General features: G+C 58.1%; 12 protein-coding genes, 1 tRNA gene and 2 pseudogenes. 9 read left to right on the forward strand and 6 right to left on the reverse strand.

Annotation, left to right across the window (positions count from 1 at the left end; genetic code table 11):
* A pseudogene (locus MUU54_RS09470) lies at positions 1 to 407 on the forward strand (IS5/IS1182 family transposase); the annotation flags it as partial.
* 421 nt (positions 408 to 828) lie between these two features.
* Here the strand turns inward: MUU54_RS09470 and MUU54_RS09475 are convergent.
* Positions 829 to 1,167, reverse strand: a complete 339-nt coding sequence (locus MUU54_RS09475) for a DUF2147 domain-containing protein (RefSeq protein ID WP_247243793.1) — start codon at positions 1,165 to 1,167, stop codon at positions 829 to 831.
* Between the two features lie 498 nt (positions 1,168 to 1,665).
* Between MUU54_RS09475 and MUU54_RS09480 the strand changes: the two genes are divergently transcribed.
* Positions 1,666 to 1,932 (forward strand): sel1 repeat family protein, encoded by a 267-nt coding sequence (locus MUU54_RS09480; protein WP_247244008.1) that lies wholly within the window; start codon positions 1,666 to 1,668, stop codon positions 1,930 to 1,932.
* Positions 1,933 to 2,038: 106 nt separating this feature from the next.
* Here MUU54_RS09480 and MUU54_RS09485 read toward each other — a convergent pair whose 3' ends face one another.
* From MUU54_RS09485 to MUU54_RS09500, 4 genes are all read right to left on the reverse strand, one after another.
* On the reverse strand, positions 2,039 to 3,148 hold the full coding sequence (locus MUU54_RS09485) for a pyridoxal phosphate-dependent aminotransferase (RefSeq protein ID WP_247243794.1): 1,110 nt from the start codon (positions 3,146 to 3,148) through the stop codon (positions 2,039 to 2,041).
* A 132-nt stretch (positions 3,149 to 3,280) separates the two neighbouring features.
* Positions 3,281 to 3,469, reverse strand: a complete 189-nt coding sequence (locus MUU54_RS09490) for a hypothetical protein (protein WP_247243795.1) — start codon at positions 3,467 to 3,469, stop codon at positions 3,281 to 3,283.
* A 181-nt stretch (positions 3,470 to 3,650) separates the two neighbouring features.
* Complete coding sequence (locus MUU54_RS09495) at positions 3,651 to 3,878, reverse strand: hypothetical protein (protein WP_247243796.1); 228 nt, start codon at positions 3,876 to 3,878, stop codon at positions 3,651 to 3,653.
* Positions 3,879 to 4,254: 376 nt separating this feature from the next.
* Positions 4,255 to 4,608, reverse strand: coding sequence for a hypothetical protein (locus tag MUU54_RS09500; protein WP_247243797.1), 354 nt, complete (start codon positions 4,606 to 4,608; stop codon positions 4,255 to 4,257).
* Between the two features lie 206 nt (positions 4,609 to 4,814).
* On the opposite strand from MUU54_RS09500, the gene MUU54_RS09505 reads away from it, so the two are divergent.
* The 6 genes and pseudogenes from MUU54_RS09505 to MUU54_RS09525 all read left to right on the forward strand — a co-directional run bounded on the left by MUU54_RS09505 (position 4,815) and on the right by MUU54_RS09525 (position 9,878).
* Entirely contained in the window at positions 4,815 to 6,032 is a 1,218-nt protein-coding gene (locus MUU54_RS09505) for an NAD(P)/FAD-dependent oxidoreductase (RefSeq protein WP_247243798.1), read from the forward strand.
* Between the two features lie 12 nt (positions 6,033 to 6,044).
* Positions 6,045 to 6,845: an HpcH/HpaI aldolase family protein gene (locus tag MUU54_RS09510; protein ID WP_247243799.1), complete on the forward strand. Its 801-nt coding sequence runs from the start codon at positions 6,045 to 6,047 to the stop codon at positions 6,843 to 6,845.
* 101 nt (positions 6,846 to 6,946) lie between these two features.
* Positions 6,947 to 7,037 (forward strand) — tRNA-Ser (locus MUU54_RS09515).
* A 76-nt stretch (positions 7,038 to 7,113) separates the two neighbouring features.
* A pseudogene (locus tag MUU54_RS25250) lies at positions 7,114 to 7,278 on the forward strand (DUF6538 domain-containing protein); the annotation flags it as partial.
* Between the two features lie 36 nt (positions 7,279 to 7,314).
* Positions 7,315 to 8,763, forward strand: a complete 1,449-nt coding sequence (locus MUU54_RS24780; protein WP_247243800.1) for a site-specific integrase — start codon at positions 7,315 to 7,317, stop codon at positions 8,761 to 8,763.
* Positions 8,764 to 8,906: 143 nt separating this feature from the next.
* A complete protein-coding gene (locus MUU54_RS09525) occupies positions 8,907 to 9,878 on the forward strand; it encodes an LAPAL motif-containing putative phage structural protein (protein WP_494338236.1) in 972 nt (323 codons plus the stop codon).
* On the opposite strand, the gene MUU54_RS09530 is transcribed toward MUU54_RS09525, so the two are convergent.
* Entirely contained in the window at positions 9,875 to 10,831 is a 957-nt protein-coding gene (locus MUU54_RS09530) for a hypothetical protein (RefSeq protein WP_247243802.1), read from the reverse strand. The two genes, MUU54_RS09525 and MUU54_RS09530, sit on opposite strands and share 4 nt — an antisense overlap.
* Before the next feature lie 707 nt (positions 10,832 to 11,538).
* On the opposite strand from MUU54_RS09530, the gene MUU54_RS09535 reads away from it, so the two are divergent.
* Positions 11,539 to 12,714 carry a hypothetical protein gene (locus MUU54_RS09535; RefSeq protein WP_247243803.1) on the forward strand — a complete coding sequence of 392 codons (1,176 nt, stop codon included), beginning with the start codon at positions 11,539 to 11,541 and terminating at the stop codon, positions 12,712 to 12,714.
* Position 12,715 lies beyond the last annotated feature (1 nt).

The following is a 12,715-nucleotide window of genomic DNA, read 5'->3' on the forward strand; positions in this document are numbered from 1 at the left end:
ATACGGATTCGACGCATCTGAAGGCCAACGCCAACAAGGGCAAGTATGATCTTGAGATGCTCCAGAAGTCACGTGCAGACTACTGGGCCGATCTCGACCGGTCGGTCGAGGCCGAGCGTGCTGCCCACGGCCAGAAGCCTCTGAAGGAGAAGGAACGCGAGCCAGAGGTGAAGGAGACCAAGGTCAGTCGCACAGACCCGGACAGCGGCTACATGGTGCGCGACGGCAAGCCCAAGGGCTTCTTTTATCTCGATCATCGCACCGTCGATGGCCGCCATGCGATCATCACTGACACCCATGTGACGCCGGCCAATGTGCATGACAGTATCGTTTATCTCGAACGACTGGACCGACAGCGCGAGCGCTTCGACCTGGCGGTCGGTGCAGTCGGCCTCGACGCTGGCCATGGATATCGGATCGAAAAGGCGAGGGCGGAAGACCAGAAAACGAAATCCGCTGTCAAAGAGACATTGACAGTTCAGGTGTGCCTTAAGAAGGCGCAACCACCAAATGGAAGGGAGCGAGCATTCGCTCACCCCATAGGCGGTACGCGACGGTTCAGGAGAATTGAACTTTCTCCTTCCAGATCGCTGTTTCCGAAAATCAGAGAAAGAGAATGTGATCACAGGCGCAAAGAAGGCAAATGTGGCGGTCTTGCGGCGAGAAGGGCGGTCCCGTGACCGGGCTCCCCTTATAAAGAGAAGAAGAAATTTTTCGAGGGCTCGGAAATGCAGGCCGGCGTCGATCGCACCAGCAACTCTGCATGGAAGTCTGAGCCGAAGACGAGCGTCTGGCGACAGTGCTAATGGTCGACAGACGCAGCCTTCGCTAAATCCGCGTCCAGGTCTGCGACTTGCACAGGACCTTCAGCACGCATCCCTTCATCTGCAGAGAGTTGCCGTTCACGGTTCCGGAGCCGCTATAGGTCTTGTTGTTCGCTGGATCGGTGATCTGGCCGGTATAGGTGCCATTGGTGCCGGAAAGCTTGCCGATCTGTTTGCCCGCATGCTTACCGGTCTTCAGCGTGACGCAGTAGGCGCCGCCGCAGGAGCCGATGATGGCAGTCTCACCGCTTGCCGTCTTCCAGCTACCTTCGATTGGTTCGGCCGCAATACTCGCGCCGGCAAACAATGTGGCCGCAGCGGCCAGCATTAGATGACGCATCATGTATGTTCTCCATCCCAACGCGGCGCAAGAAGCCCCGCTTACTCCTCCAATTGCCGGCCATGCAGGCAGCGAAAGGAAGATACCTTACCCGCACGTAAAGGTAAAACGATTCCGTCGGGGCGATTTTGCAGGCGCTTTCAACAGGCGAGGAAGGCCGGGGAGAAACGGGTGTCCCAATCAGGCGGTGGAGACGTGGTTAGCAAAGGCTTGAAAGGACCGACTGAAGTTTTCGTAAATTTTTCGCTGTTTGCCCTGCTTCGCAGGGGCCCCCATGTTTAACGGAAGATCAATTTTACGAAGCATTTGTACTTTGTTTTCAGCAAATTAAGCATTCTCTTTAGGCGCCTGTTTGAAAATTCGGCCGATACTGTCCTCATCAAACGAGCGGGAAAATCCGCCGCCGGATGGATCAATAGGCCGCTTGAAGACGGCGATCCTCCGGACCCGAAAGGGAAAACAGGGATTTCGACAACGCAGGTTCAAACAGGGACAAAACCAATGGCACGCTTTGAAATGCAAAACACCGAATATGCCACCATGGGCGGCGAAAGCCGTGCGGAGGCATTCTGCAACATGGGGCTGATGTACGCGACCGGCCGCGGCTGCGCCGTCGACCTCGTTTCCGCCCACAAATGGCTCAACATCGCGGCGATCAAGGGCTCCGATCGCGCTGCCGAGCTCCGGCAGGATCTGGCCCAGACCATGAGTAAGGCCGAACTTGCGGCAGCCCTTCGAGCCGCCCGCGAATGGATGACGATGCACTGATGCTGCGTGCGTGCAGCAGAAAAGGCAGCCACGCCTCACCGCCAACGATGCGAATAGCAAAAAATAAGCCGCGAGCAGCTTGAACTGCGCTGGCGCGGCTTTTGCGTCAGAGGCTCTTCAGAACCTGGGGCAGGGCTTCTTCCAGAAGCGCCATGTCCGACTCCGGCCCGGCGCTGATGCGGATGCATCGGTTGAGCGGCGCCACACCCGGCATGCGGATGAACACGCCGTGCTCCATCAGCCCGCCGACGATCGTCTTGGAATAGGCACCGTCCCGGCCGCAGTCTACCGCGACGAAATTGGTGGCGGAGGCAAGCGGCACAAGCCCGTTGGCCCGCGCAATTCCCGCAATCCGATCGCGCGATGCGGCAATCTTTCCAACGACCTTTTCAAGATAGGCTTGGTCGGCCAACGCCGCGAGGGCTGCTTCCGTGCTGATGCGCGCCATGCCGAAATGATTGCGGATCTTGTCGAAGGCTGCCGCCGTACCGGGTGTCGAGATCGCATAGCCGATGCGGGCACCGGCGAGCCCGTAGGCTTTTGAGAAGGTGCGCGTGCGGATGACATTCGGCCGGTCGATCAGAGCCGCGATCGGCGGTGTCGATCCCGCAGGTGCTGTCTCGCAGTAAGCTTCGTCGAGAACGAGGAGCGTCGTCTCCGGCACCGCCTTTGCAAAGGAGACGATGCTGTCGGCATCCCACCAGCTTCCCATCGGGTTGTCAGGGTTGGCGAAATAGACGAGCGGCGGGTTTTCCTGGCGCACAGTCTCGAGCAGACCGTTCAGGTCTTCCCGGTCATCAACATAGGGCACCGTGACGAGCCGGCCGCCATGGCCGGTCACGTGGAAGTTGAAGGTCGGATAGGCGCCAAAGGACGTGACCACTGCCATGCCCGGCTCGATCACCATCCGGACGATCTGTCCCAGCAGCGCGTCGATGCCTTCGCCAACGGCGATGGTCTCCGGCCGACACTTCAGGTGACCGGCAAGCGCCTGTTTCAGCGCAAAGTTCTCAGGGTCGTTGTACTTCCAGGTGGACGCCGCCGCCTCGCAGATTGCCTGCAGTACGGAAGGCGCGGGTCCAAAGCCGTTCTCGTTCGCACCGATCCGCGCTTTGACGGCAAGGCCGCGATTGCGCTCAATTGCCTCCGGGCCGACAAAGGGAACGGTTGCGGGAAGGGCGCTGATGAGTGGGGTAAAGCGGGAAAAGGCGGTCATTGCGAGAACCTGGCTGCTGGAATCGCTCGACCATAAGCGGGTTTGAGGGCCGCGCAAGCCCTCTCGCCACGCATGCGGTTCGGCCGGCGAGCACATCCTCGTTCTTCTTCAAGAGTGCCGCCAGGCGGTCCGTCACCAACCGCATTTCCGGGCGGTGGCGGTCATCATCATGAGCGACGATCCAGAGCGTATAGGTGAGGTATTAGTGATCCCGCCCTCCCGCTCCAGATCCGGCACCGCATCTGCGACGAAATATGGAAGGACGCCTCGGCCATTCCCGGCGAGGATCAGCCGCAGCAGCAGTTCCGGCGCGTTCACCAAGCTGTGGATCTCTCCTTCGTGATGCTCGAAGGCCCAACAATCGGCGGGCGCGTGGGCGCCTTCGGTGCCAAGCGAACCCACTTCGGTAAAGTCTGCTCCGCGTCGCGCCGTTTGTAGACGGCATGGGCGATCTCTACCGACTTGCGGATGGCAAGATTGCCAGTTTCCGGCCGCGTTCTCTTTAGGGCAATGTCCATCGCGCGGTGAAGTCGATGCCGCCATGGTGCCGCTGGCAGCAGAGCCGAGACCGGTCCTGCGGCCCGCGGATTTCCCGAGTATGTTCGGTCACGAAGGCGGCGATCCATGCATCTGCACCAAGGGAGACGATCGGCAGTTCAAAGGCATGTCCTCGCCAGCAGGCGATCTTGTCCGCCGTCTCCTGCATCGCTTTCACATGCGCCAGAAGCATCTCGCCGTCCGGCGTCAGCCGATAGCCGCGCTGGCTACGGACGAAGAGCGTGCGGCCTGTGGCGCGTTCCAGCGGCAGATTCTGCGCCCGATGGTTGGCGAGCTCAGCCCCGTGCGGTCCACGCTTCTACCACGAAGCCTCCGGCAGACTAGCTCCTGGTGAAGGGCGATGATGCTGGAGGCTAGCATGCTGCTGAACTGGGTGCCGATCTGGATCGAGATCCACGATCAGGCAGAGCGGAAAAGGCAGGCTTTCACCGATTCGCTTGAAGGACCGGAGTGGGAAGGGCTGCTCTGGCTCGTGCCCCTGATGGCGAGGCTTCACTCGGCGCGCGCCGGCGAGCGCGCCCCGCATTCAACACCTGCCGAACGATCTTTCACTGGCCGGTTTCGAAGCTCAGTCGGATCACATGATGGAGAAACTCCGAGTCGATCAGCATGTTGAAGCCGATCGTCACCTTCTCCTCCTCCCGCCGGATTAGGGTGCAGCCGATCTCGTCATGGATGCCGAGGATTTCGAGGAAGAAGTTGTTCGGCACCGGCACGTGCGGGCTGACCTCCAGTTCTGCGCCATAGAGCGAGATCGTGCGGATCAGGCAGCGCAGATGCGTGTTGGTGCTGAGGTGATGGCCGACGAAGATGATCTTGCCCGGACGGTCGATCGTGAACTTCTCGAATGTCTGATCCGGCGGGATGTTCTGCTTTGGGTCGCGGTCCATGATCAAAGGCATGACACCCTCCTTCTATCTCCTCACGAACCCATTCTACCGCATTTCAACTAACACATCCTGAACGTGGAACGTCGAAATGCGGGTCTGCGTCGCAGCCCCTGCGGGAGACTGTCGGGGGCAGCTCATCCTGCCGCTGGTTGACGGCATCGATTCCCGGGGCTACCCAAATCCGGACTGGGACTCGGCGATGCTAGGAGAGGACGCCTTTGACGGACAGGCTTGTGATCGTGGGGGCAGGGCAGGCGGCCTTTGCACTGGCAGCGAAGCTTCGTGCGCTGAAGGACGTGCGGCCAATCACGCTTGTCGGTGCGGAAGAAGTTCACCCCTATCAGCGTCCGCCGCTGTCGAAGAAATACCTGCTCGGCGAAATGGCTTTCGACCGCCTGACCTTTCGTCCGGACGCGTGGTATGCCGAAAACGATGTGGACGTGCGACTCTCCACCTTCGTCGAGGAGATCGACCGCAACGCTCAGCGCATCCGCATGCAGGACGGCTCCACCCTCGACTACGCCACCTTGGCCCTCACCACCGGTGCCACGCCCCGTCAACTGCCCCCGTCGGTAGGGGGTGATCTCGACGGCGTCTACGTGATGCGAGCCAAGCGCGACGCCGACGAACTCGCGGGCGAAATGCGTGCTGGCCGGCGGCTTCTCGTGATCGGCGGCGGCTATATCGGGCTGGAGGCGGCAGCGGTTGCCCGCCACCTCGGCGTCGAGGTGACGCTGATCGAGATGGCCGACCGCATTCTGTCCCGCGTCGCCTCGGGCGAAACGGCCGAGATCATCCGCAAGATCCACCTCGAACACGGCGTTTCAATCCGGGAGAAGACCGGGCTTGTGCGGCTTATCGGCAAGGACGGCAGGGTCTCGGGAGCCGAACTCTCCGACGGCACGACGATCGAACTCGACTTCGTCCTTGTCGGCATCGGCGTGACGCCGAACGACCGGCTGGCGCAGGAAAGCAGCCTCGACGTCGGCAATGGCGTCATTGTCGATGCCTTCGGCCGTACCTCCGATCCGCATATCGTCGCTGCCGGAGACTGCACGCTGTTGCCGTGGAAGGGTCGGCATGTTCGTCTGGAATCGGTACAGAATGCCGTCGACCAAGCGGAGGCAATCGCCGGAATCCTTGCCGGCGGAAGTGTGCCCTACGAGCCGAAGCCATGGTTCTGGTCCGATCAGTACGACGTGAAGCTGCAGATCGCCGGATTTAACCTCGGCTATGACGAAAGGCTCGTACGGCCAGGTGCACGCGAAGGCAGTGTCTCCGTCTGGTATTTCCGCGAGGGACGCTTCCTCGCGGTCGATGCGATCAACGACGCCAAGGCCTATGTCACGGGCAAGAAGCTCCTCGATCTCGGCCGCGAGCCGGACCGGAGGCTGCTCGCCGACCCAAGTGCCGATCTCAAACAACTGCTTGCCTAGGATTTCCTCACGATGCCTGTCCCCAAGAACCTCTTCAAGGCTGCTCTCCGCGAGGGCCGGCCGCAGATCGGCCTCTGGCTGAACACCGGCGAGCCGCTCCTGGCCGAGCTTGCCGGCACGGCAGGCTTCGACTGGCTGGTGATCGACGGCGAGCATGGGCCGAACGACCTTCGCAGCATCATTTCCCAGCTCCAGGCGTTGGCCTCTTCATCGGCGGAAGCCGTCGTTCGGCCGCCGATGGGCGAGTCCTGGATGATCAAGCAGTTGCTCGACGCCGGGGCCCGCACGCTGCTGGTGCCGATGGTCGATTCGGCGGAGCAGGCGAGGGCGCTCGTCCAGGCGGTGCGCTACCCGCCGAACGGTATCCGTGGCGTCGGAGCGGTCGTCGCCCGCGCCTCCGGCTTCGGCACGATCACCGACTATGCCGAAACGGCCGGCGACGAAATTAGCCTGCTGGTACAGGTCGAGACGCGGGCGGCGATCGCCGATCTTGAGAACATTGCAGCCGTGGAAGGCATCGACGGCATCTTCATCGGCCCGGCCGACCTTTCTGCAGACATGGGGTATCTCGGACGCATCGAAGCGCCGGAGGTGCAGGAGGTGATCGAAAAGGCGATCGCCACGATCACCGGCGCCGGCAAGGCTGCGGGCATACTGACATTCAGCGAAGCGCTAAACCTCCGCTACATCGACCTCGGCGCCCGATTTGTCGCTGTCGGCGCGGATGTCGCGGAATTCGCCGCGGTGCTGCGTCGTCTCGCCGGCCGCTACGGTCGCGGAACGCCTCAGACGGGCGGCCCTTCCAGCTACTGATCCCACTGCCTGCAACCGAGCCGCCGCCGCCGGGGAGAAATCCTGAGGCGCGGCGAAAAGCCCTTGCAATCGCTATTCATCCGACATAATCAGGCCCGACCGGAGAGGTGGCCGAGTGGTCGAAGGCGCTCCCCTGCTAAGGGAGTATACGTCAAAAGCGTATCGTGGGTTCGAATCCCATCCTCTCCGCCATCGCCTTAGGCATTGATTTCATTCACGTTTCTGTCGCTTGCGCGGGCATTGTACCCACGGGAGTACCCAGATCGTGATGTATCTTACACGTCGCCCCTCCGGCTATCGATTCCAGCGCCGAATCCCTCTGCAGTTGCAGCCTTCTCTGGGGTCCAGCCCGATCCGGCTGAACCTCGGCCACCTTAACGCCATACAGGCCAGGACGATCGCCCGTTTACTGGCTGGTCACGTTGAAGCGGTATTCCAAGGCCTCGGAAGGACAAAGGTTGATCTGGCCGTGGATGAGATCAGAGACATTATCATTTCCCAGCTCCAAGGCATTGTCAGTGAGCTGTGTGCAGAGATTGAGGATGGTCATGAGCGCCAGGAACGCATTGTCGAGGCCGTGGAGCGAAAGTCAGAGATTGCTCTGAAGACAGCTGAAGCGCGACATCTGATCGAACTTGGCAGCAGGGCGGGAGATGCACGACGAGACGTCGAACGACTGGGGGAGGGTATCATGCAGTTGCGCAAGACCGCCCTATCTCTTGCGGAAGAATTCAAGACGTCGAAGGCGGGCAAGAAACGCGACGCCGACGTCGCCGAGCTGCTGTCGGGGTTCGCTTCCTTATCCTCAGCCGTCCAGACCATGCTTGATGGTGGACCTCAGAGGCCGTTGATGTCGGAGGCGCTTGAAGCGTGGCACGAGGTTCGCAGCGGTCTCGGGATCGACCAGAAGAAGGTCGATACGGATTATAATCGTCTAACGGATTTCATGGAGTTTGCTGGGGACAAGCCGGTGAACAAGTACCGGTTCCTTGAATTCCAGCGGTTCGCGAACGTCCTCGTCAAGGTCCCCGCCAACTACGTAAAGTTTCCCCAGTTCCGGAATCTGACGCAGGAACAGGCGGCCGAGAAGAACGAACGTCTCTCAGCGGGAAAACGACACAAGACCCTCACCGCCAAAACGATCGATACGAACTATTTCTCTCCGCTTCGAATGTTCTTCCGGCACATGGGTGCCGAGCATCAGTTCCGATCGCCACTTGCGGATGCCGACATCCAGATTTCTTCGGAAGCTCGTAAATCAACGGACCGTACGCCGTTCACGACCGAGGAACTGAACCTGTGGTTTGCGCATGCAGCAACACAGGCCCGAGGTGATATGAAGTGGCTTCCACTTCTCGGTGCTCTGACCGGTGCTCGTATCGCCGAGTTGGTTTACCTTCAAAAGAAGGACGTTTACGAGGTCGAGGGCGGACATTGGGTCATCGACCTGACGACGGAACTGATATCCCCAGACGGCAGCTCCATGGTGCGAAGAACCAAGACAAAGTCGAGCGCCCGCATTATTGCGCTCCACCACGTCTTCGTTGAGGTCGGATTCATCGACTACTGCCAGAAGATGCCGGAGGGATGGCTGTTTCCATGGGCGTTCTACCACGGCAAGGAAGTGGTCAAGATGCCAGCCAGTGCAGCATCAAAGCGGATGAACGGACAACTGCGAAAGGTCGGCATTCACAAGGAGATCGAAAGCACGTTTCACTCAACACGGCACACCGCCAAAGACATCATGCGGACGGCCAAAGTAGATCGCCGGACGCATGACCTTCAGACCGGGCACAGTCTCAGGGGTGTCTCGGAAGGATATGGTTCAAAGCGGTTGAAGCGGGATGAGATCGACGTCCTCGCCGCGCTACCTTTGCCTGACGGCCTGAATTTGACCCCGTATATCGCAGGTCGCTAGGCCTGAAATTACGAAGCCTGGTCCCAAAAATTGTCCTCAAGGAAGGCGCAGTCGCCTCGACCCCCAAAAGAATGACCCAACCTGATCCGCATCAGCAAACTCAGCGCAAGTTATCTTGAGGAATAGGACGATTAACGCATTATATGATACCCAACCCCCGATACCTACTGGGGGAAACGACGGTGTCTGAGGTGAGCAAAGCTAGACTGACGATAGCTTATGACGGTGACGCCGTCCGAGATGGGAGCATGGAGGTTCGTGACCTCGCACCCGCATTGCTTGCCGTTGGGCAGTTGTTCGATGCTGCGAACCGCACCCTGAACGGCCCGGACGCTCCGAAGATGACGGTCAACGTCGTCGCCACTGCCCCCGGATCGTTCGAGATCGGAATCGACATAATCCAGTCTTTGTATGAACAGGCCAAACTCCTTCTGAACGGAGATGCGATTACAGCGGCTCTCAACCTGAAGGAACTGGTGCTCACTGGAGCAGCCGGGGGTGCATCACTTCTGTGGCTGATCAAGAACTACAAAGGCAAGAAACCCAACCGGGTGGAAAGGCTGAGTGAGGACACAATCCGGCTGACCTTTGACGGTCAGTCGACCGACGTACCATTGGAGTTGCTTCGTCTCTATCAGGACCTCGCGGTTCGCAAGGCGCTTGAAGGTGTGATCACCGATCCTCTGCGGAAGTCGGGGATAGACCAGTTCAGGGTCATCGAGGCGAAGAAAGTCGCCGAAGAAGTCGATAAGAGCGAGGCCTCCTACTTCGTATCGCCCGAGCCTGACGGCAAGGTCCTACTCGAGGACACCCGAAAGGCCGCATTCTCAATCGTCTCCCTTGCTTTTAAGGAAGACAACAAATGGCGTTTACACGATGGCAATTCGCAGATCAGTGCGATCATCGAGGATAAGGATTTCCTGTATAAAGTGGACCATCAGCAGATATCCTTCACGAAGGGTGACGTCCTCGTCTGTCAGGTGCGAGTCACGCAGACTCAGACTGGCGGCGGACTGAAAACAGAGTATGCAGTGATCAAGGTAGATGAACACATCCGCTCCCCGCAGCAAATGGACTTGCTGATCGAGGACCTAAAGGGCGACCAGTCCACCTAGTCATACCATGCCTTCTGTAGTGAGTGCGCGCAGGACGCGCACATGCCTTCAAAGTCAGGATTGTAATCATCGATATCCATGTCTGCGCCGCAGACTTCGCACCTATCTTGGAGTTGGAAATCACAGATCATGCATTTCCCTATGTCCGGAAGAAAGGTGTCACGGAAGCAGGATGGACAACGCGCGAGCGGAGGCCTTTCGCCGTTCTTAGCGGCAATGTAGGCGTCCGCCGCAGTGCTTTCTTTCAAGGCAGCCTCAAGAACGTCCTCCACGTCAGGCGTTGATCCGCATTCTCGGCATATTAGTTCCATGTGGAGATGTTCTGTTTGATCCGGCCACTGTTGGGCTATCAAATATGAGCCGCAGTCTTTGCTCATGCATCGGAGGTGTGTTTTGGGAAATGGGACTTCGTCAGATTCCCATTCGATGTCCGCGAACGTATCGATACAGGTCTTCTGCATAGCGTCGAAGAAGTCCTTCGACTCCAACAACGCCTTCCAGCATTCAGGGGAGAAGTGGTCCTTTGGGTCCGCTTCCAAGTACTCGCCCATCAAAGTCTGAATGAGCGGCAGCGCCCGGCCGAGTTGTTCCTGAACGACAGCTGGGCGGACGGTCGAATAGAAATGTTCAATGTCGTTTCGGTAACCTTGAATTGTGTCAAGGGGAGCCCAGTCTGGATTGAAACCGAGATTCGTGAACCGCTCCTGAATTGTTTTCACGTCAATGGTTTTCCCGGTCTTGACCATCACCGTGCCGTCGGACTTGTTCTTCGTGTAGTAGATCAAGCTCCCATCTTTATTCGGAGAGTTCTCCCAAAGCACCGCCTTCGCGAGGAGGAGAAGTCCAGCATATACGTTGCGAACTGCAGACACGAGACGTCGCTCCGAGCCGTTCTGGAAATCTTCCATCCCGACCTCAATGGAATCGATAGCGTTAGAAAGCAGCTTGTCCATTACTTCGCCTTCGAGGTGAGAGTTGCGTTAGTGTAAGACGTGGACCTCGAGGGAGTGCCGTACAAGATCAACATGATGCATGGTTAGCAAATGCAGAGGTGCCCCGAGTTAGGAAGCAGATTTTGCTCGCCAGGGCGGGATGAAAGCGCGGAAGCCGGAGGTCTTGCCGTCCGATTGCTCTCTCTCAGTGCGATGTGCTTGTGCAACACTGGGGGTAAGAAGTCACCAAGCAGACGTATTGACGGCAAGCCAGACCTCCAATAACAACGATCTAAGGTTGCATCAGGCAGGTTGTCGTCGTTTTAAGTGGTGGCATGGTTCATGCAGAAATACTCTACTACGCTTTCCAATTGTCCGCCGAACGACGCCTCCTCAGCCCGAGGCCCCATTTATAGGGTAGTCAGGAACCATCCATTGAGCCCTGACGAATTCGATTCTGACGTGGAGCGCAAGGCGAAGCACGCAGACGACCAAAATTGCCAGTGTTGGGGATGTTCAGTTTGGGTCGATCAGCAGGGGATCGACACTGCTTTGACACTCTTCCCGTTCTGGAGAAAACGGCACATTGTAGTTGCTACGGTCGGGCCTGGCGATGGTGTTATCAAGAACACGCCTTCAAATACTCAGCCGCGGCACCACACTTTTTGGAAGGCGCTTGGAGTGGATGTTGTTTCGCGTTGCGCCATCCATAGATACCCGGATCAGGCTTGACCATGTGGACGCCAGATAAACAGCCTCTAGATATCTCGGTTGCAGGTCCAATAGTTATAGACCAAGTACTATATGAATTCGACGGGCCGATGATCTTTACGGCTGCATTCGGCATGTTCCGAGTTCTTTTCTCTCGGATTGACGAAAGTGAGGAAACAGAACTCTACGCTGTCGGTACAGTCTCTGATGAAGTGATCTCGGCAATCCGTAAGGGGGAGATGTCTGTTCGTGGTGGCGTTATGTCGGAGCCCTGCTTCATCATTGAGTTAGATGGTCTTCGTCTCGAGCGATGCTGGGATGTCCATCCCGACGATATGCCTGCAGACCTGCTTCCCGACCATGGTAGGAGTATCATCCCGGGAGCCGCCTCTGTCCCTGACACAATTGAGCAGGTTAATTCATATTTTTCCGTGCGTTTCTCAGGGGACCGGCTTTCTCGTAAGAGCATGCTTTTTAGTACATTCAGAAACTTAGTAGATAGGGTGTACGATGCGTCGAGGCGTCTAATAGCTCCGGCGGCTCTTCAAAATACCAAGAGTGCGACTTTTGATTTCCGGTTGTTAGAACCAGCATTTGGGTCATTGATCCTCAACATTGAATCCCCGTCTCTTAAACTCGGGAACGTGCGCAAGCACCTCAAGCGCCCCGATCTAGAGCGGGACGCGATGGAGGGTTTCTTTGATAGGTCCCGTGAGGACTTCTTCATCGAGATTGGCCAGCTGTTGAAGGAAACGGAGGTAGACGGTCAAATGAGAGAAGTAGCAGAGCGCCATATGCACCTGCTGACAAACCTTCAGGACCTCATCCCCAATGAAGACTCGGAGTTCAGCAAGGTGGAATTCAACGCCTCTTTGCCGAATGGTCATCGTTCGATTGTTGTCGATGAGGACGCGGGGGAGCGCCTGAAAAAGGCATACATCTCGATGATTGGCAAACGGCGTACAGCGACCGGTAAGATAACCATCATAAACAGCAAAAGGCGGACATTCGTTGTCGAGACAGCGGGAGGTCGAGAGATCACATGCGGCGTGGATTCTGGGCCTTTTGACGAGTTGCTGCTAGATGATAGATTTCGCGGGGGTGCTAAAATAGAGGTTACAGGCGCTTTCTACCGGCGGGCGAAACGCGACTATATAGCGGTTGAGGGTTCCCCAGCTCTCCTAGATCAGTAAG

The organism is Pseudorhizobium tarimense, from assembly GCF_022968135.1.
GTDB lineage: Bacteria > Pseudomonadota > Alphaproteobacteria > Rhizobiales > Rhizobiaceae > Neorhizobium > Neorhizobium tarimense.